Raw genomic sequence first — 18,808 nt, 5'->3', positions numbered from 1 at the left:
GCTCAGCACGATGACGCGCACGGATGCGATCGAGTGGCTGCTGGAAGGCGACCCCGTCATCCGCTGGCAGGCCCTTCGCGACCTGACGGACGCGAGCGCGCAGGAGGTCGCGGCCGAACGCGCACGCGTCGCGCGCGAGGGCTGGGGCGCCGAGCTGCTGGCCCTGCAGGACGCCGACGGCCGCTGGGACGGCGGCACGTACCGGCCGGGCTGGGTCGACGAGAGCCGACCGTTCTTCGACGCCTGGACCGCCACGCATTTCGTCCTCCAGCAGCTGGCCGACTTCGGTGTCGAGCCCGACGCGCCGCCGGTGCGGGAGGCCCTCGGCCGCGTGCGCGCGAACGTCCGCTGGGAGCACGCGGGCGAGCCCTATTTCGACGGCGAGGTGGAGCCGTGCATCAACGGCGTGGCCCTCGCCTCCGCCGCCTACTTCGGCGAGGACGGTACGAGCATCGCGCGCACCCTCGTCGAGGGCCGTCTGGATGACGGCGCCTGGAACTGCTGGGTCGAGTTCGGTGCGCGGGTCTCGTCGTTCCACTCCACCATCTGCGCGGTGGAGGGGCTCGCGGCCTGGAACCGCACCGGTCGCGCCGATCCGGCGGTGGCCGAGGCACTGGCGACCGGCGAGGAGTACCTGCTCGCGCGCGGCCTCCACCGCCGCCGCTCGACCGGCGCCGTCGCCGACCCGCGGATGACGATGCTGTCGTACCCGGTGCACTGGTACCACGACGTGCTGCGCGGACTGGAGCACTTCCGACGGGCCGACCGCCGCGATCCGCGCCTCGCCGACGCCGTCGAACTCGTCCGCGGCACGGCCGACGACCGCGGCCTCTGGCTCCTCGAGAACCACCACGAGGGTCCCGCCTGGAACGACTTCGGCGAAGGCGAGGGCCACCCGAGCCGCTGGGTCACCCTCCGTGCGCTCCGCGTCCTCCGCTGGTGGGACGCCCCCTCAGCCTCCTGACCGCCGAGTACACGAACTCTTTGCGGACTCGGCGGGTGCGGGGCGGGGATGGCGCCCGGGACGGGGAGGTGCGGTCAGGGGGTCTCGGGCTCAGAGAGATGCTCTTTGGGGAGTTTGCGCACCTTCGCGCGGCGCTTGCGGCGGTCGGGGATCATCGAGCGCATCTCCTCCAGCTTGCCGAAGCACAGCAGGCGGTCGCCGGGCTCCAGCAGCACGCCGCTGCGCGGGTTCGGGATGACGGAGCTGCCCCGGTGCACGGTCAGCACCGTGATGTCGCGATCCCAGAGCCCCGACTCCTTGATCGTCTTGCCGACGAGATCCGCATTGGTGTGCACGAGCAGTTCCGCGACGCCGTAGCCGGTCGAGACGGTGAGACGCTGTCGCACGTCGATCTCGGGGAAGGCGACCTGGTTGTCGATGAAGTCGATGATCGCGCCGGCGACGTCGAGGCCGGTGGCACGCTCGATCCCTTCGAGACCCGGGGAGGAGTTGACCTCCATCACGAGCGGTCCGCCGTTGCCCTCGAGCATGTCGACGCCGGCGACGCGCAGGCCCATGATCTGCGCCGAGCGCACGGCCGCCTGCTCGTACTCCGGCGTCAGCTCCACCCGCTCGACCGTTCCGCCGCGGTGCACGTTGGAGCGGAACTCGTCGCCGTTCGCCACGCGCCGCATCGCCGCCACGACGCGGTCGCCCACGACGAGCGCACGGATGTCGCGCCCGCGGCTCTCGCGGATGAAGCTCTGGATGAGCACGTTCTGCTTGGTGGAGTGCAGTGTCTCGATGATCGACTCGGCGATCTTCACCTCGGGCGCGAGGATGACGCCGATTCCCTGCGTGCCTTCCAGCAGCTTGATGACCACGGGCGCGCCGCCGACCTGCTCGATCGCCCGTCGCACGTCGTTGCGGTTGTTGACGAACGTGGTGGCCGGCATCGAGATGTTGTGCCGGGACAGGATCTGGCTGGCGCGCAGCTTGTCGCGCGAGTTGGTGATCCCGTTCGCGGTGTTGGGCGTGTAGACGTCCATCTGCTCGAACTGGCGTACCACGGCCGTGCCGAAGTAGGTGATCGAGTTGCCGATGCGCGGCAGGATGGCGTCGTAGTCCGACAGGAGCTTGCCGCGGTACTGCAGGTCGGGCTCGTCCCCGGAGAGGTCGATCGCGAAGCGCAGCGTGTTCAGCACCTTGACCCGGTGACCGCGTTGCAGCGCCGCCGCGCGGAGCCGTTGCGTCGAGTAGGCGTGCGGGGCGCGCGAGAGGATGGCGAGTTTCACCGGTGCTCCTGCCAAGATGGGGGATATGGCTGACGACCTCCATTCAAACACCGTGGTGGTCGGCTGGCGCGAGTGGGTCGGCTTGCCGAGTATCGACGTTCCGTGGATCAAGGTCAAGGTCGACACGGGAGCTCGCAGCTCCGCGTTGCACGCGTTCGACGTCGAAGAGCTGCCAGGAGGCCGCGTGCGCTTCAAAGTGCACCCGTGGCAGGACACGGACGTCGACGCGATCGAGGTCGAGTGCGCCGTCCACGACCGTCGCGTGGTGCGCAGTTCGTCGGGGCACACCGAGGAGCGGATCGTGGTGCTGCTCGAGCTCGTGCTCGCCGGCCGCACCATCCACGCGGAGACCACGCTCAGCAACCGCGACCAGATGGGGTTCCGGATGCTGGTGGGCCGGGAGGCGCTGCGGCAGGGCTTCCTCGTGGACCCCGGGTCCTCGTTCCTCGGCGGTCGCGCCCCGCGCGAGGTGCGTCGCCGCAACCGCGGCCGAGCCTAGCCATCGCCTGCGCCACCGAGGCGGCGGATTCTGCGCCGCCTCGCAACGATTCGTGCGATTTCGAGCCGTCTCGAGGCGGCTACGTCGCGGCGCGTTCGCGGGAGCGCGCGAAGCCCCACGCGACGAGCGCGGCGGCGAGCACGGTGAGCGCCCCCGCGGCGAGGGTCACCGCGGTGCGGAACTCGCCGGTCTGCGCGACGCTCCACCCCGTGGAGGCGAGACTGCCCGTGAAGAGCGCGGCCAGCAGGGTTCCCGCGAGAGCGAGGCCGACGCCCGAGGCGACCTCGCTCGCCGTGTCGGTGAGGGCCGCGCCGATCGTGGTGCGGTTCTCCGGGAGGCCGCGCATCACGTTGACCCCGGCGACCACGCCGACGACGCGCATCCCGGCTGCGACGAGGGCCAGCGCGATCGCCACCCAGACGTAGCCGAACCGGCCGAGCGTGGCGTAGACGGCGAGTCCCGCGATCACCGCTGCGGAGCTCATCCAAGCCGCCCGGCGGAAACCGGCCCAGCGGACGAACGGGCTCACGATCGCGCCGCCGGCGATGAGCACGACGACCTGGGGCAGCATCCCGAGTGCCGCCAGCGCCGGAGGCCAGCCCCAGTCGAGCTGGAGCTGGAGGGTCACCAGGTAGCCGAGGCCGGCGACCGCGAGTCCCGAGGCCGCCTTGTAGGCCAGCCCGCTCGAGACCAACGGGCGCGCGAGCAGGGCGAGGTCGAGGAGCGGGTAGCGCGCCGTCCGCTCGCGCACGACGAAGAGCACGGCGGACGCCAGCGCCGCGCCCGTCGCTGTCCACGGCTGCCAGGAGGCGGCGCCCTCGTTCACGAAGAGCGTCGGGGCGACCAGCGCGAGCACGATCGTGGCGGTGCCGAGCACCGCGCCGAGGACGTCGATCGGGTCGCGGTGCAGTTCGGCCGGATCGTCGGCGGAGACGCCGGCCCGGATGCCCGCGAAGGCGAGCGCCGCGATCGGGACGTTGACGAGCAGCAGCGCCTGCCAGGGAACGACCGCGAGGGCCAGGCCGCCCACCGTCGGCCCGATCGCGAGCCCGACGAGTCCGACGGTGGAGATCAGGGTCGTCGCGCGCACCCGGAGCTCGTCGGCGGCGAACAGGCGGAAGGCCAGGGCCAGCGAGCCGGGCGTCGTCATCGCCGCCGCCACTCCCATGGCGACACGGACGGCGATCAGCTCCTCCGCCGTGCTGACGAACGCGGTGGCGAGGCTCGCGAGGCCGAGCAGCACGAGGCCGACCAGCATCACCCGTCGGCGGCCGAATCGGTCGGCGATCGCACCGAAGGCCAGCATCGCGCCGCCGAACACCACCGCGTAGGCTCCGGTCACCCATTGCAGGCCCGTGGTGGAGGCGTGCAGCTCGCGGCCGATGGTCGGCAGTGCCACGTTGAGGATCGAGTTGTCGAGCATCTCGAACAGGAAGACGGCCGACAGGCCGGTGAGCGCGAGCCATGCCTCCCGCAGCGACCCCGGGGAACGGCGACCCTGGTTGAATGAACCCGTCGCGCTGGTGGTCTGATCGATGGACATGAGACTAGCTTAAGCGACTAAATGTAGTGACACAAGATAAGGTGTGTGATCAGAATGGCCCGGACCGATGAGCGCGGCGGCCCCGCGACGCGCGCGCGCATCTCGCTGACCGCCACCCGGCTGTTCTTGGAGCGCGGATTCGACTCCGTCACCGTCGCCGAGGTCGCCCGCGAGGCCGGGGTCTCGAGCGTGACCGTCTTCAATCACTTCCCGCGCAAGGAGGACCTCCTCCTCGATCGAACGGACGACGCCGTCGCGCTGCTGCACGGGGCGATCGCCGACCGCGCGCCCGGCGTCGACGTGCTCGACTCGCTGCGTGCCGCTGCGGTCCGGGTGCTCGATGAGCGACACGCGCTCTCGGGTCTCGCCGAGGGCTCCACTCCGTTCTTCCGCACCGTGGCGGCGTCGCCCGCCCTCATTGCCCGCACCCGCGAGATCGCGGCCGAGCTCCAGGCCGCACTCCGCGCCGAGCTGGAGGCGGACGCCGGATTCGACGGGGACGCGACCCTGCTCTCCGCCTTCGTCATCGCGGGCTACAGCACCGTGCTCGTCGAGACGGCGCGTCGACTGGTCGCGGGCGAGGCTCCCGAGAGCGTCGCCGGCGGGCATCGGCGGCGGGTCGAGCGACTGTTCCAGGCGCTGAGCTCGGGCGTCGGCCGCGTGCGCAGGGATTCCCTGTCGTGATGGGGATCATCGCCGCGTGATCAATCAGTAGACAGACCGGTCCACCGTCAATTGCTGACGGTTTCTGTCCTCCAGATTGAGGACACGGGGTGCGGGGCAATAGCGTGGTCTCTGCCCGGGGATGCCGCCGCGATGTGGATTCGAAATCCGACCAGCGATGACGTCTCAACCCGACACGGAGCAGTCGGCATCCTCTGGGGGCATCATCTCATCACGGTGGACGCGGCGTTCGGCGCCCCCACCTCTTCCCGGTCCCGCTCCGACAACCCGAATGCGGAGCGGCCGCCGTCGTCGACGGGCCGGTTCTCGGTTCCCTCCCCAGAACCCGGCCCGTCGCGGCGCCGCCTCCCGGTCGTCCGGCCCGTCGCGGCTCCGTCGGTTCGCGCGCTCTCCGCGCCGTCCGTCAGAGCGGCCAGTCGAGGGGCGACGACGCGATCCGCGTCGTTGCCGTGAAGACGCCCTCGTCCAGCGCAGGCTCCCCGTCGCTCCGCCGCCGGATTCGTGGCGGCACGGCGCGACGGTCGACGCCGATCGCGCCCACCGTCAGGACGGCGGCGACGGCGAGCAGAGCGAACAGTCCGAGCACGAGCATCATCACGGTGAGGAGACGAGGGCGTCCGCGAGTCATGACGGCGGATGCGGGGCCTTTTTTCCCTCTGCGCGTCATGGATCGCCCGCGACCCCGTCTCCTCAGGTGGAGGGGCGCATCCCGCGGCCGACGAGAGGACCACCATGACGACCATCACCCCGCGCGCGACGAAGAACGGGCCGGACGCCGAGGAGTGCGGCAACCCGCTCGACGTCCACGTCGAGGTCTACGTGAGCACCGTCAACCAGGAGACGATCCGGGTGCGCTGCTGGTGCGAGATCGGTCGCACCCACACGTACGAGGAGGCGGTCGCCTAGACCGCAGACGACGGGGTCGCGACGCCGCGGCCGAACGTGATCGCCCGGATGATCTGGATCACACCGAGCACGATCAGGCTGATGCCGGTCAGGATGAAGAGCACCACGATGCCCCACAGTGGCGTGAAGAGCAGCACGATGCCGGCGATGATGCTCAGGATGCCGAAGAAGATCGCCCAGCCGCGCGAGGGGGAGTCGCCGAGCTGAGCGAGCGTGACCGCGCCCTCGACGATCCAGGCGATGCCGACGAGGATCCCCAGGAAGACCGCCAGGAACGCCGTCGTCCCGCTCAGGTTGGCGAACGCGATGATCGCACCGATCACGAGGAGCACGCCGAAGACGATGTCGAGCGCGCGCGAGCCGCCGCTGAGCCCCTTGGCGAAGATCCCGATGCTGAGGTACGCCAGGCCCGAGACGAGCAGCGAGATGGCGAGCAGGATGGTGAGCCCGACCGCTGCCGTCTTCGGCCAGAACACGATGATGACGCCGATGATCAGCGCGACCGTGCCGCTGATGCCGAGCGCGACACGCACGCTGTTGATGACCGACGAGGTCATGTCCTTGCCGTTGAGCGAGAAGGCGGCGAAACCCGAAGGCTGAGTAGTGGACATCGCGAGCATCCTTTCCGTGGATGCTTCGGACGCTAGCGCTCAGCGGCCCCGCCTGTCTATGGCCGTCGTCACGGACAGCCGCGAGGGCGTCCGAAGGATCGAGCGGCGCGGGTCAGCGCAGGCGCTCCTCTTCTTCGCGCTCCAGGCGCTCCTTCTCGGCGACCTTGGCCTCCTCGGCCTTCTGGATCTCTTCTTCGCGCGGGGTCTTGTTCGTCATGGCGGGAGCCTACTCCCGGGCCCCGCGCAGCAGCGCCTTCAGGTTCGCGATCGGGTCGGCCTCGGCGGCGGTCTTGTCGTCGCGATAGCGCTTGACGCGCGCGAACCGCAGGGCGATCCCGCCCGGGTAGCGGCTGGAGCGCTGCACGCCGTCGATGGCGATCTCGACGACGGTGGTCGGTGCGACCCAGACCGTGCCGGGCGTCCGTCGCACTTCGATCTGCTGGAACAGCTCCGTCTGCATCCGCAGCATCTCGTCGGTGAGGCCTTTGAAGGTCTTGCCGACCATGACGAATCCGCCGGGCTCCCCGTGCTCGCCGTCCGGATCGAGCGCCCCCAGGTGGAGGTTCGAGAGCAGCCCCTGCCGGCGGCCCGACCCCCACTCGCAGGCGAGCACGACGAGGTCGTAGGTGTGCACGGGCTTGACCTTGATCCAGCTGGCCCCGCGCCGACCGGCGGCGTACGGCGACCCGAGCGCCTTGACGACCACGCCCTCCTGTCCCGCCGCGAGCGCCTCGCGGGCGACCTGTTCGGCCACGGCGGGGTCGTCCGTCACCCGGCCCGGAATGCGGTGCTCGCCGGCCACGCGTTCCAGCTCGGCGCGGCGGACGGCGAGCGGCTCGTCCAGCAGGTCCCGGCCGTCCACGTGGAGGATGTCGAAGAACCACGGGTGCAGCACGGTCTCGCTCGCCGCGGCGGAGCCGAATCGCGACATCGTCTCCTGGAAGGGCCGCGGCGCGCCGTCCTCGTCGAGGGCGAGGGTCTCGCCGTCGAGGATGAGGCTGTGCGCGGGCATCCCCCGCACCACCTCCACGACCTCGGGGACGCGCGCGGTGATGTCGGCCAGGGTGCGGGTGAACACCCGCACGTCGTCATCGTGCCGGTGCACCTGGATGCGCGCGCCGTCGAGCTTGAACTCGACCGACGCCTCCCCCGTCGTGTCGAGCGCGGCACTCGCGCTGGCCGCCGTCGCCGCCAGCATCGGGAGTACCGGCCGGCCGATCACCAGCCCCACCGCGTCGAGCTCGTCCGCTGTGGCGGTGAGAGCGAGGAGGGCGGTCTCGCCGAGATCCCCCGACAGCATCGCCGCGCGACGGACGCTCGCCGCGGGCCGGTCGGAGGCGCGTGCGACGGCGTCGAGCAGCACTCCCTCCAGGGCGCCGGTGCGCATCTCGCCGAGCAGCACCCGCCCGATGAAGTCCTGTTCGGCCGCCGTCGCGCGTCCGGTGAGGGTGCGCAGGGCCGCCGTGCGCTCGGCCGTCGACCCGGTGCCGGAGAGGGTGGGCAGGAGGTCGAGCAGAGCATCGAGGTCGCCGACGGTGAGCGTGGGCTCCTCGGCGGCGTGCCCCATCGCGGCGCCGAGTCCGCGCCACCCGACCCCGACGCGGCCCTGTCGCGGACGACCCACCAGCATCCCCACCGCCGGAGCGATCTCGTCGGGCGCGAGCCGGTTCAGCAGATCGGAGAGGGCGTCGACCTTCGCCAGCCGCGACCGGGTCGCGGCGACGGTGTCGGAGGTGGTCACGAGCGCGTCGAGGAGCACGCCGCCCAGTCTCCCACCGCCCGCCGACAGCGCCAGCGCTCGCCGCCGAGGTTCACGTCGTTGCCGTCCCCAGGCGGGAATGAGCGCAACGACGTGAACCTCGAGAAGCTCCGTCGCTAGGGTGGGCGGAGGGGGTGGGCCATGAGGGGATGGTGGAGGGCCGTGTCGGTCGCGGCGGCGCTCGCTGTGGGACTGACCGCATCGACGGGATGCACGGCGATGCCGTCCCCGTTCGACGGGGAGCGGTCGCGGGCGGATGAGCTGCCGCCGGTCGCGCGGAAGACCGTCGCGTCGCTCGACGGGGTCGATCCGTCGAGCGCCCGCTATCAGGGCCAGTCGGCCGGCTACGACCTGTATCTGCTGGAGGGGGACCCACCGAACCGGCTCTGCCTCCTGGTGACCGCCGGCACGGTCGACTCGACCCAGGGCGCGTGCAGCGGCGGGTCGTGGCTGGGGACCACCCTCGCTGACGGTACGGCGTTCCGGGTGCAGCTCCAGGGGTTCGACGGCGCCCCGGATCCGACAGGCGTCGAGGTCTCACCGTGGGTGCACGATGTCACCGGCCTCGACGCCCGCTGAGCGCCGTCAGCGCGCGCAGAGGATGCGCTCCACACGGGTCCAGACATGCGGATCCACACGTCGTCGCTGGTCGTCGACCGCCGATCGCAGCACGGTGAACCGGGCGTCGCCGCGCGTGCTCTGGGTCGTCTCGGTGACACACGTCACGAGTCCGAAGCCTGGCACCAGAAGAGTGCAGGTGACCGGTGTTGCTGACATCGTCGGCTCCTCCCGCGAGATGAGAACTGCGTGACCGAGTCTCCCCACGGCCGCACACGCCGGCGGGTTCGATGCGTGATCTGCGACTCATTCTGCGAGTTTTGCTCATTTCACCATCGACCGATGGGTCTACCGATGCACGGTTCGGTTGATACGTCACTGCCCTTTTCGTCACATTCTTTCGGTGATTCACTATGACGGTCGGATGGGGATCGGAGAGGCGCGCGTGACGTCACGACGAACGAACTGGGATGCGATGCCTCCGGTGCAAGGCATGCACTTCACGGTGCGCGGCATCGATGCCGCGTCGACGAACGACGCCTTGGCGACGTACCTGCGATCCGCGAACCTGCGGATCGTCGAGCTGGAGCCGAGCGACAGCCTCCGGCTGCAGATGGCACGGTTCCCCGACATCACGTTCGCCCACGTGCACCTCCCTCGGGCCGTCGTGGAATGGCCTCGTGATGAGCTGTCGCTCACTCGCGCCGCGATCGTCGTGCGGGTGAGTGGGCGGATCGCCATCACCTCGGATGCAACCGTGGTGCACCGCCGTCCCGGGCTGGCTCTGATCCCCCCGGGCGACACCCCGATCGCCTTCGAGACCCTCGACCCGCTCAACGAACTCCTCTACATCAGCACGCCGGGCACGCTCGTGCACGACCTCGACGTCAAACCGGACGCCGGTACGGCGCGACCCGAGATCCCCGCCAACGTGCTCGCTCCGCTGCTCGCCTTCACCTCGTCGCTGAGTTCCGGATCGGTCGGCGACTCGGTCGTGCTCGGGCCGCTGCGGTCCGTGGCCCTGGAGGTCGCGCGGGCTCTCGCCCGTCTCATCGCCGAGGGCGATCCGAGCGAGCTCACGCTGTTCTCGCGGGCGATCCGTCTCATCGTCGAGAATCATGCTGACGCCCGTCTGACGGTGCCGCGCCTCGCCGCGATGGCCGGTGTGTCCCCCCGGAGCCTTCAGGTCGCCTTCGCCGCTGAAGGGACGACGGTCGCGCGGGAATTGCGCGCCACTCGCAGCCGCGCGGCCAGAGAGCTGCGCGAACTCCACCCGGGGCTGCCGGCGAGCCAGATCGCCCGGACGGTCGGCTTCGGATCCGTCTCGACGCTCTACCGCGCGATGGAGCTGGACGCCCCGGCCGCCGAGGGCTGATCCCCTTGGCCGCGTCGGGCCGGGCCGCCGGTCCGAGTCTCGTCGCGACCGCGGGACCGCGGGACCGCGGTGGCCGCCGGAGGCGCCGCCGTTCTGAACGGATGCGCAGAATACCGGGGCGAATCCCAGCGCCGATCCTCTCCGCATCCGGTTGAATGAGCGAGGGATCCGGAGCGGATCCCGGTGCGGGGGGCCGAGCATTCGTGGGGCCGTACTGACGGGGGTCGTCACGTGTTCGATGGGGTGCTGTCTCTCGATGTGCTGAGCGGGCCGCTGCCGATCGTGTTGTACGGGCTCGCCGCGGCCGTCCTCGTCGCGCTCCTGATCCGTCGCCCCACCCGCGGCTGGCTCACGCGAGTCGTGCTCGCGCTGGTCGGCGGCCTCGCGGTGGCCGTGCTGCTGTGGCTGGTCTGTGTGCGCTGGCTCAACCTGTTCGGCGAGTCGCTCGGTGCAGGCAACTATGCGTGGCTCGCGGCGGCGAGCTGCGGCGTGGCGCTGTGCGTGGCGAGCATCTCCCGTCGTCCGCGGTGGCGCATCGTCGTCGCCCTCGCGGGCATCCCGGTCCTTCTGGTGGCCGCCACACTCGGCATCAACGCCAACTATGGACTCAACCGCACCGTCGGAGGACTGCTCGCGATCACGGTGCCCCGGCCGCTGAAACTGACTCCGCCGCAGGCCAAACCCGACTCCGGCTACGACGTGGAGCTCTGGAAGCACTGGAAGGCGCCGTCGGACATGCCCGTGCACGGCGAGATCGGCACCGCGCGCATCCCCGCGACGGCGAGTGGCTTCCACGCCCGCGAGGCGGGCCTCTACCTCCCACCCGCCGCCCGCGTGGCACACCCCCCGGCGCTTCCGCTCGTCGTGATGATGATGGGGCAGCCGGGCAACCCCGATCCGGAGCCCATCGCCCAGGTCCTCGACCGCTTCGCCGCCGCCCACCACGGGTTGGCGCCGATCGTCGTCGTCGCCGATCAGCTCGGTAGCCCCACGCAGGACACGCTGTGCCGAGACACGAGTCGCTTCGGCAACGCCGCCACGTACATCACGGAGGACGTACCGGCCTGGGCGGAGGCGCATCTGAACGTCACACGCGATCACCGCTATTGGACCGCTGCCGGCTACTCCAACGGTGGACTCTGCGCGCTGTCGTTCGGTCTCCGGCACCCGGATGTCTTCTCCAACGTGCTCGACATATCGGGCGAGGAGTTCCCCGGGGCCGAGCATCCCGACGCCACTCTTCGTGACGAGTTCGGCGGCGACCGGGCGGCCTACGACCGGGCGAAGCCCTTCAGCTGGCTGCGGACGTTCTCGCATCCGGAGTCGACGATGATCTTCACCGCGTGTGCAGACGATCCCGCCTACCACCACGTCGCCCTGCGAGGTTCTGAGCTCGCCCATGCCGCAGGCGTCAACACCGCCTTCGTGGACATCCCGAGAGGTGGTCACGGTATCGGGGCGCTCACGGGCGGTCTGGAGGGCGGTTTCACAGACCTGTACCCGTTGCTCGGACTGGCGCCTGCAGGGTGACTCAGCCTGCCGCCTTCTTCAGATTGAGCAGGAACTCGATCGAGCCGGTCTTCTCCACCGTGACGAAGCCGAGGCTCGGGGCGGTCACCCCGTAGTCCGCGAACGTGATCGGGATGCTGCCGCTCAGCTGTCCGCCATTGCCGTTCAGGCCGACCTGCAGGTCGGCCGTCACGGCCTTCGAGACGCCGTGCAGCGTCAGCGTTCCGGTGGCCGTGACCGTCTGCGCGGTTCCCGCCGCCGGTGCGCTCACCGAGATCGGATCGGCGAGGACGAAGGTGGCCTCGGGGTACCGGTCTGTCTGGAGCGCCGTGCTGCGGAAGTAGTCGTCGCGGTTGGGTTCGTCCGTGGCGATGGTGCCGACCTTCACGGTGACCGTCGCCTTCGTGAGGGTGAGGGTGTCGACGGTGAAGGAGCCGGCGACGTCGGCCGTGCGGCCGGTGACCGTCACGTTCACCCCGTTCAGCACCTCGTCGACGCGGTAGCCGGCGTATGACGATGCCCCGACCTGCCAGTCCCCGCTGAGGTCGGAGGTGTCGATGGTGGTCTTCGCATCCGGGTCGGTCGTGAGCGCGATGGTCGGCACGGCGTCCGCCGGGGCGGCGATGAGGTCGCGGTAGACGTAGGGGGCGGCGATCGCGCCGGCCACGCCGAGCACGACGACGCCGGCGGCGACGGAGATCCAGATCTTCGAGGACTTCTTCATCGGGGACATGTCAACAAACCTACGGACTCAGTGAGTCGCGGTGGCTGGGAGTCGGCGATGATCGGGCTGGGAGTGACCCCGGGTCGTCGCTGTTCTCCGCCCGAGGGTCTGTCCTTTCGTGCCGAATACGCAGCATCCCGCGATTCGGTGTAACGAATGGAGGCCGTGCGGACACTCTGAGGTGTGACGGATGATTCAGACGAGCTCCAGCTGTGGGAGCGAGCGCGCCAGAACGATGGTGACGCTTTCGGGCGGCTGTTCGATCTGCATCGCCAGCGGGTCTATCGTCGTGCACGTGGGCTTGTCGATTCCCAGCATGATGCTGAGGACATCACGGCAGGGGCGTTCTTCGAACTCTGGCGCAAGCGCCATGCGGTCAGGCCCGCGAATGGGTCGGTGCTTCCCTGGCTCCTGGTCACCGTCGTCAACCTGTCGCGCAACCTGCGCCGTTCGACATCGCGGTACCAACGCTTTCTTCGCGCTGCTCCTCGCAGCACGGCCGTGGACGGCCCGGACCCGGAGGCGATGGAGACCCGGGGTCGCGTGAAAGCCGCCCTCGGTGAACTCTCCTCCGTCGATAGTGCTCTCCTGGTCCTCACTGTCCTGGAAGGCGTCCCGCTCGCCGAGGCTGCACTGGTGGTCGGACTGAAACCTCCAACCGCCCGAGTGCGACTTCATCGCGCGCGAGCACGCCTTCGTGTGGACTTGCATGACCTCGACCCGGCACCGCTACCGACCGAAGGGATCAGCTGATGAACGACTCCGAGCTGGATCCCGGCTTCGCCGCCGCTGTCCGCGCCGAGCTCGCCTCTGTCGGCACCGCGACGAGCGGTCTCCAGCGGAGACAGCGCCGCACCCGCATGGTGGCGGCAGGAATCATCGCGATCGCTGCCGTCGCGACGACAGGGGGCGCCATCGTGATCACGACGTTCCCCGGTACCACCACGGTCGCTCCGATCGGAGCGGCGGTCGACGTCATCCGTACCGGCACCGCGACGATCGAGCTCGGACCCGCGATCACGGGAGCGAATACGGTGATCATCGATGTCACCTGCATCAGCGACGCGGGCACCATCTCCGTTCCGTCGACGAACGGGTTCTCCCAGGACGCCTCGGGCACGGTGACTCCGATGGTCGGCAGCAGCGAGTGGGACTGTGGCACGCGGTCGACGACTGTGCACATCACAGACGGCTTCCTCGCTCCCGGCAGCACATCCATCACCGTCACCGCCGACCCCGGCACGACCTGGAAGGCACTCGCCCGATACGGCGGCGCGACCACCAGCGCCTGGGGCGTCAATGCACACGGTCAGACGTACGGCGCTCCCAACGGGACGAACGGGTTCCCTGATCTGCAAGGGGCGCAGGCGACGAACGGGAAGCTCGGTTTCATCTACGTGAAGGAGTTCGGTGCTTTCACGGGCATCGGCTGCATCAACGTGTACGAGTCGGACGGATCGACCGTGATCGGCAGATTCGGGATCGGCACGACCGTCTGCGACAGCGACCCGGACCCCAGCAGCCCGGTCACCGACAAGTAGACAGGGAAGCGCCCGAGAACGGACAACCCACGTGGCGGAAGGGCGGACGACGTCGGTCGCCGACGATGCATAGCGCCTGAATCCGAGTCGGGGAACCCATTGACATCACGGACGGAATGCGCGGCTGGCGCGACGCGAGCACGAGGCGATACTGGAGAGGCGTCGGCGCCTCACCCCCGGAGGCGACGGTGAGGAGGGCTGTCGTGCCGGTCACGCGTCTGGAGATGAGCACGTCGGAGCCCGATGTCGCGCTGGAGCTGCTCCGGGGCGTCTACCCGGGCAGCGATCTGACGGTCCCGCAGGGGTCGGCGTTCTCGTTCGATTTCTCGGTCACCGGCGACGAGCGCTTCTCGTTGCTGTCGGTCGATCAGCGGTCGGCCGGGCGTGCCGTGATGGATGCGCAGAGCGTCTTCGTGATCGGCGAGGCGACGCGCCCGCTGAGCGTGACCTCCGGGCGTCGTGAGTTCGACACCGATCAGCCGTACCTGTACCCGATCGCGGCCGCCGAGGCCCACTGGGACACCCGCCTGCTCGTCACCGTGACGCAGCTCGACGAGGGCGCGGTCCGCGAGCTCCTCGGGCACCATTTCGGTCGTCCCGGGCTGATGGTCCGCTTCGACGGCACCACGCCGGTCTCGCCGGAGCGGGCGCGCCTGTGGACGGCGACCGCCGCCCACGCCCGCGATGCGGCGACCGATCTCGCGCTGTTCGAGAGCGCGCTCCTGCGCGATGCGCTGTTCCGCGGACTGGTCGCCGCGCTGGTCGCCGCCTACCCGAGCAACCTGCTCGATCTGCCCGCTGAGCACGACGGGGCGACCGCAACGCCGGCGGCGGTCCGCCGGGCGATCGCCTTCATGGAGGCGAACGTGACCAGGCCGATCAGCGTCGCCGATATCGCGGACGCGGCCCGGCTCTCCCCGCGGGGACTCCAGGAGGCATTCCAGCGCGTGGTCGGCGACACCCCGACCCGCTATCTGCGCCGCATCCGCCTGGAGGCCGCGCGCGCCGATCTGCAGCGCGGGGAGCGGACGGACGGTTCCACGGTCGCCCAGATCGCTCGGAACTGGGGCTTCACCCATGTGCCGCGCTTCGCGGCCTACTACCGCGAGACGTTCGGCGAGAGCCCGCGGGACACCCTGAGCGGCTGAGCAGCTGAGCGCCGGCGGCCGTGGCTCGCTGTCCTGGGCACGTGTGTACGCTGGCGGGATGGCCGACAGCTCCGCCACCGCATCCACGCCCGGCACCCGCACCGAGGCGGGCAAGAGGCCGCGGCGGCACGACCCGGCGCGCCGGGACCGGATCGTCGACGCCTGCCTGGATGTGATCGCCGAGCGGGGCGTCGCGGGGACGACGCACCGGCGGGTGGCCGAGGCCGCCGATGTCTCGCTGGGGTCGATGACCTACCACTTCACGGGGATGGACGCCCTGCTCGCCGAGGCGTTCGACCGGTTCGCCCGCACGTTCAGTGCGGCGTTCGAGGCGCGCATGGCGGAGTGCGACACGGCGGCGGAGGCGCGCGAGTCGCTCGCCGACCACATCCTGCACGATGTCTTCGGGACGCCGCGGGAGCTGGTGCTGACCCAGGAGCTGTACACCCTCGCCGCCCGGGATCCGCGCTACCGCACGATCACGAATGCGTGGATGGGGCGCAGCCGCGCGGTGCTGGAGAGATTCTTCGACCCGGTGACGGCGGGGATCCTGGACGCGCTGGTCGAGGGGATGACGCTGCACCGGGCCCTCGACATCGAGCCGTACGACCCGGCCGCCGTGCGGGCGGCCATCGACCGGGTGGCGGGCGACGCCGCGTGAGCGCACGATGTGTACGCACGTACACTCCTAATGTACAGTTGTACGCATGAGTCACGACTACTTCGCAGGCGACCCGCGCACCAACCGCGAGCGGATGCTCGCCGGCGACCTCTACATCTCCGACGACCCCGAGAGCGAGCGCCGTGCTCTGCGCGCCGCACGGCTGGCCGACTCCTACCACCGTGCCTGGCTGGCGGACGATGTCACGGCCCGGCCGATCCTCGATGAGCTCATCGGCTCCCTCGGGGAGGACGCCTTCATCAAGCCGCCGCTGTTCGTCGACTACGGCGAGTTCATCACCGTCGGGGCGCGCACCTTCGTCAACTACAACCTGGTCGCCCTCGATGTCGCGAGCATCACGATCGGCGAGGACTGCCAGATCGGTCCGAACGTGCAGTTGCTCACCCCGACCCATCCCGTCGACCCGCAGCCGCGCCGGGACAAGCTGGAGGCCGCCGAGCCGATCGTCATCGGCGACAACGTCTGGCTCGGCGGTGGCGTCATCGTGTGCCCCGGCGTGACCATCGGCGACAACAGCGTGATCGGCGCGGGTGCGGTGGTCACCCGAGACATCCCGGCGAACGTGGTGGCGGTCGGCAACCCGGCCCGCGTCGTCCGCGAGATCTGAGCGCGCGGGCCGTGCCCCGCGCCGCGGCATAGGCTGATCGCATGCCCCACCTCCGCATCGCCGGCGTCGACGTCTACGAGGAGGTCGCCGGATCGGGCGACCCGGTGCTGCTGCTGCACGGAGGGTTCTGCTCGCTGGAGTCGCTGCGGGCGCAGAGCGACGCGTTGGTCGCCGATCATCGCGTGCTCGCCTTCGAACGACCGGGGCATGGCCGATCACCCGACGTCGAGGGGGAGTACAGCTACGAGCGTGGCCTCGTGGAGGTCGTCGCGTATCTCGACGCCCACCGGCTCGATCGGGTGGACGTGGTCGGGTACAGCGACGGTGCGATCCTCGGGCTGATGCTCGCGTTGGCGCAGCCCGAACGGGTGCGGTCGCTGGTCGCGATCAGCGCGAACCTCGATCCCTCGGCGTTCACCCACTCGGACGAGGCGGCGGACGCGGTGATGCTGCAGCCGCTCGGGCTCCCCGCCCATGCACCCGACGTCGCCGACTCCGACGCCGCCGAGCCTGACGCCGCCGGGCCCGAACCGGACACCGATGCCGACGCCGAGCGGATGCAGTACGACCGGCTCTCGCCGGACGGCCCGGAGCACGCCGACATCGTGCTCGGCAAGCTGTTCCGGCTCTGGACGTCCGAACCGCGGATCGACCCGGCTACCCTCGCGGCCGTCACCGCACGCACGCTGGTGATGTCGGGCGACCGCGACACCATCCGTCCCGACCACAGCCTCCTCATCGCCTCCTCGATCCCGGGCGCACAGCTCGCGATCGTCCCCGGTGCGACGCACGGGCTCGTCGCCGAACGACCAGAGCTCATCGCGACGCTCGTGCGCGGATTCCTCGACCCAGCGGGCGCGGACCGCAGCGCACGCTGAGCGCCGCGGTCCGCACCGGTCTCACGCGGCGGGTGCGGTGGCCACGTCGACGACCCAGGTCACGCCGAAGCGGTCGGTGAGCATGCCGAACCCGGCGCTCCAGGCGGACGCGGCGAGCGGTTCCACGACGGTCGCCCCCTCGGCGAGGCCCTCCCAGTACCCGGTCGCCTCGGCGAGGCTCTCGGCGCGCAGCGAGAGGAAGAAGGGCTGATCGGTGATCGTGGTGCCGTTCTCACGGTGCGTGCCGCCCCCGAATCCGTCGGTGCGCCCGGGGATGTCGTAGGCCATCACACGGAAGCCGTTCGGCGCCTGGAGCTGACCGAAGACGACCTTCGCCGCGTCGGGGAGCTCCGCCGGCATCCCGAGCTCGCCGTAGGTGGTGGCGAACACGTCGCCGCCGAAGACGGTCCGGTAGAACTCGAGGGCGGCGCGGGCTGTGCCCGGGAAGTTGAGGTGGGTGGTGGTCGTGATGGTCATGGTGACTCCTTCGGTTCATCGGATGGCGGCGGCGGACGGCCGCAGAACCGATGGTCGTCGCAGTAGCGGACAACTGCGGTCCTCTACTCGCGAGAGAATCGAGGCATGATCGAGACGTCGTCCCGCCTGCTCGCGCTGCTCTCGCTGCTGCAGACGCGCCGGGACTGGCCGGGCGCTGTGCTCGCCGAGCGTCTCGACATCACGCCGCGCACGGTGCGTCGCGATGTGGAGAGGCTCCGCGGCCTCGGCTATCGCATCGAAGCGGTGAAAGGCCCGGACGGCGGCTACCGCCTGGCCGCGGGGGCGGAGCTGCCGCCCCTCCTGCTCGACGACGGACAGGCCGTCGCGATCGCGGTCGCGCTGCAGAACGCCTCCGCATCGGGAGTCGACATCGCCGAGGAGGCGGCGCGCGCCCTGCTGACGCTGCGGCAGGTCATGCCGTCGCGGTTGCGGCACCGGATCGACGGGGTGCGGTTCACCGGGTCGGAGGCCGCCGTGCGCGTCGACCCGGCGGTGGTCGAGGCCGTGAGCGAGCATGTGCGCCTGCGGCGCACGCTCCGGTTCGACTACGGCGATCCCGCGCGGGATGCGCCGGCCCGCCGCGCGCAGCCGCACGGGCTCGTGGCTCGGGGCGGCTTCTGGTACCTCGTCGCGTGGGACCTCGATCGCGAGGACTGGCGGGTGTTCCGTCTCGATCGGCTGACGCCGCGCATCCCCTCCGGTGCGTCCTTCGTGCCGCGAGAAGTGCCGACGGGCGACGTCGACACGTTCCTGTCGGCGCGGTTCAAGGGCTCGACCGACGAGGACCGCTGGCCGTGCGCGGGATGGGTCGCGATCGACCTCCCGGCGCGGGAGGTCGCCTCGTGGATCGGCGACGGGGAGGTGGAGGCGGTCGACGAGCTGTCGTGCCGAGCGCTGTTCCGGTCCTGGTCGTGGACGGGCGTGCTCGCGCAGGTCGTGCGGTTCGACGCGCCGTTCCGCGTCGAGGGACCGCCCGAGCTCGTGGCGGCCGCGCAGCGGATGCAGAGGGTGCTGGCGGCCGCGGATCCGTCCTGACGGCGCCTCGCGA

Annotated in this window: 22 protein-coding genes; 14 read left to right on the top strand and 8 right to left on the bottom strand. The window is 70.5% G+C overall.

Features of this window, described 5'->3' with window-relative positions; genetic code table 11:
* Positions 1-10: 10 nt before the first annotated feature.
* Positions 11-964 carry a hypothetical protein gene (locus U870_RS0113120; protein ID WP_025157844.1) on the top strand — a complete coding sequence of 318 codons (954 nt, stop codon included), beginning with the start codon at positions 11-13 and terminating at the stop codon, positions 962-964.
* A gap of 74 nt (positions 965-1,038) precedes the next feature.
* Here U870_RS0113120 and rimK read toward each other — a convergent pair whose 3' ends face one another.
* The gene (rimK, locus tag U870_RS0113115; RefSeq protein ID WP_025157843.1) at positions 1,039-2,238 is read right to left on the bottom strand and encodes a 30S ribosomal protein S6--L-glutamate ligase; all 1,200 of its coding nucleotides are present in this window, start codon (positions 2,236-2,238) and stop codon (positions 1,039-1,041) included.
* A gap of 25 nt (positions 2,239-2,263) precedes the next feature.
* Here rimK and U870_RS0113110 point away from each other — a divergent pair, with 25 nt between their 5' ends.
* On the top strand, positions 2,264-2,737 hold the full coding sequence (locus U870_RS0113110; protein WP_025157842.1) for an ATP-dependent zinc protease family protein: 474 nt from the start codon (positions 2,264-2,266) through the stop codon (positions 2,735-2,737).
* Positions 2,738-2,816: 79 nt separating this feature from the next.
* Here the strand turns inward: U870_RS0113110 and U870_RS0113105 are convergent, their stop codons facing one another.
* Entirely contained in the window at positions 2,817-4,280 is a 1,464-nt protein-coding gene (locus U870_RS0113105) for an MFS transporter (protein ID WP_025157841.1), read from the bottom strand.
* 54 nt (positions 4,281-4,334) lie between these two features.
* On the opposite strand from U870_RS0113105, the gene U870_RS0113100 reads away from it, so the two are divergent.
* The gene (locus U870_RS0113100; RefSeq protein ID WP_025157840.1) at positions 4,335-4,964 is read left to right on the top strand and encodes a TetR/AcrR family transcriptional regulator; all 630 of its coding nucleotides are present in this window, start codon (positions 4,335-4,337) and stop codon (positions 4,962-4,964) included.
* A gap of 403 nt (positions 4,965-5,367) precedes the next feature.
* Here the strand turns inward: U870_RS0113100 and U870_RS0113095 are convergent, their stop codons facing one another.
* Entirely contained in the window at positions 5,368-5,592 is a 225-nt protein-coding gene (locus U870_RS0113095) for a hypothetical protein (RefSeq protein WP_025157839.1), read from the bottom strand.
* Positions 5,593-5,696: 104 nt separating this feature from the next.
* Here U870_RS0113095 and U870_RS24400 point away from each other — a divergent pair, with 104 nt between their 5' ends.
* Positions 5,697-5,870 (top strand): hypothetical protein, encoded by a 174-nt coding sequence (locus tag U870_RS24400; protein ID WP_162819152.1) that lies wholly within the window; start codon positions 5,697-5,699, stop codon positions 5,868-5,870.
* Here the strand turns inward: U870_RS24400 and U870_RS0113085 are convergent.
* Positions 5,867-6,481 carry an HdeD family acid-resistance protein gene (locus tag U870_RS0113085; protein WP_025157838.1) on the bottom strand — a complete coding sequence of 205 codons (615 nt, stop codon included), beginning with the start codon at positions 6,479-6,481 and terminating at the stop codon, positions 5,867-5,869. The two genes, U870_RS24400 and U870_RS0113085, sit on opposite strands and share 4 nt — an antisense overlap.
* 226 nt (positions 6,482-6,707) lie before the next feature.
* Positions 6,708-8,240, bottom strand: coding sequence for an ATP-dependent DNA ligase (locus tag U870_RS0113075; protein ID WP_025157837.1), 1,533 nt, complete (start codon positions 8,238-8,240; stop codon positions 6,708-6,710).
* 141 nt (positions 8,241-8,381) lie between these two features.
* Here U870_RS0113075 and U870_RS0113070 point away from each other — a divergent pair, with 141 nt between their 5' ends.
* Positions 8,382-8,819 (top strand): hypothetical protein, encoded by a 438-nt coding sequence (locus tag U870_RS0113070; protein WP_162819151.1) that lies wholly within the window; start codon positions 8,382-8,384, stop codon positions 8,817-8,819.
* Positions 8,820-8,825: 6 nt separating this feature from the next.
* Here U870_RS0113070 and U870_RS24395 read toward each other — a convergent pair whose 3' ends face one another.
* Entirely contained in the window at positions 8,826-9,017 is a 192-nt protein-coding gene (locus U870_RS24395; protein WP_162819150.1) for a hypothetical protein, read from the bottom strand.
* 226 nt (positions 9,018-9,243) lie between these two features.
* On the opposite strand from U870_RS24395, the gene U870_RS0113060 reads away from it, so the two are divergent.
* Together U870_RS0113060 and U870_RS0113055 are read left to right on the top strand one after the other, a co-directional pair.
* On the top strand, positions 9,244-10,173 hold the full coding sequence (locus tag U870_RS0113060) for a helix-turn-helix transcriptional regulator (RefSeq protein WP_162819149.1): 930 nt from the start codon (positions 9,244-9,246) through the stop codon (positions 10,171-10,173).
* Positions 10,174-10,404: 231 nt separating this feature from the next.
* On the top strand, positions 10,405-11,703 hold the full coding sequence (locus U870_RS0113055) for an alpha/beta hydrolase (RefSeq protein ID WP_025157834.1): 1,299 nt from the start codon (positions 10,405-10,407) through the stop codon (positions 11,701-11,703).
* A 1-nt stretch (position 11,704) separates the two neighbouring features.
* On the opposite strand, the gene U870_RS0113050 is transcribed toward U870_RS0113055, so the two are convergent.
* Positions 11,705-12,415: a YceI family protein gene (locus U870_RS0113050; protein ID WP_345817876.1), complete on the bottom strand. Its 711-nt coding sequence runs from the start codon at positions 12,413-12,415 to the stop codon at positions 11,705-11,707.
* Between the two features lie 174 nt (positions 12,416-12,589).
* Here U870_RS0113050 and U870_RS23710 point away from each other — a divergent pair, with 174 nt between their 5' ends.
* The 6 genes from U870_RS23710 to U870_RS0113020 all read left to right on the top strand — a co-directional run bounded on the left by U870_RS23710 (position 12,590) and on the right by U870_RS0113020 (position 17,262).
* Entirely contained in the window at positions 12,590-13,159 is a 570-nt protein-coding gene (locus tag U870_RS23710) for an RNA polymerase sigma factor (protein ID WP_081815290.1), read from the top strand.
* Entirely contained in the window at positions 13,159-13,947 is a 789-nt protein-coding gene (locus U870_RS0113040; RefSeq protein WP_025157831.1) for a hypothetical protein, read from the top strand. Before U870_RS23710 ends, U870_RS0113040 begins: the two co-directional genes overlap by 1 nt.
* Before the next feature lie 203 nt (positions 13,948-14,150).
* The gene (locus U870_RS23200) at positions 14,151-15,095 is read left to right on the top strand and encodes a helix-turn-helix transcriptional regulator (RefSeq protein WP_025157830.1); all 945 of its coding nucleotides are present in this window, start codon (positions 14,151-14,153) and stop codon (positions 15,093-15,095) included.
* Between the two features lie 58 nt (positions 15,096-15,153).
* Positions 15,154-15,756 carry a TetR/AcrR family transcriptional regulator gene (locus U870_RS0113030; protein ID WP_025157829.1) on the top strand — a complete coding sequence of 201 codons (603 nt, stop codon included), beginning with the start codon at positions 15,154-15,156 and terminating at the stop codon, positions 15,754-15,756.
* 46 nt (positions 15,757-15,802) lie between these two features.
* The gene (locus U870_RS0113025) at positions 15,803-16,384 is read left to right on the top strand and encodes a sugar O-acetyltransferase (RefSeq protein WP_025157828.1); all 582 of its coding nucleotides are present in this window, start codon (positions 15,803-15,805) and stop codon (positions 16,382-16,384) included.
* Between the two features lie 41 nt (positions 16,385-16,425).
* Positions 16,426-17,262 (top strand): alpha/beta fold hydrolase, encoded by an 837-nt coding sequence (locus U870_RS0113020; RefSeq protein ID WP_025157827.1) that lies wholly within the window; start codon positions 16,426-16,428, stop codon positions 17,260-17,262.
* Positions 17,263-17,283: 21 nt separating this feature from the next.
* Here the strand turns inward: U870_RS0113020 and U870_RS0113015 are convergent, their stop codons facing one another.
* Positions 17,284-17,739, bottom strand: a complete 456-nt coding sequence (locus U870_RS0113015; protein ID WP_025157826.1) for a VOC family protein — start codon at positions 17,737-17,739, stop codon at positions 17,284-17,286.
* A gap of 105 nt (positions 17,740-17,844) precedes the next feature.
* Between U870_RS0113015 and U870_RS0113010 the strand changes: the two genes are divergently transcribed.
* Positions 17,845-18,795, top strand: coding sequence for a helix-turn-helix transcriptional regulator (locus tag U870_RS0113010; protein ID WP_025157825.1), 951 nt, complete (start codon positions 17,845-17,847; stop codon positions 18,793-18,795).
* The last annotated feature ends 13 nt before the right edge of the window (positions 18,796-18,808 follow it).

The sequence above is a fragment of the Leifsonia aquatica H1aii genome (assembly GCF_000633535.1).
GTDB lineage: Bacteria > Actinomycetota > Actinomycetes > Actinomycetales > Microbacteriaceae > Leifsonia > Leifsonia aquatica_A.
This window is presented reverse-complemented; position numbering and strand designations above follow the sequence as displayed.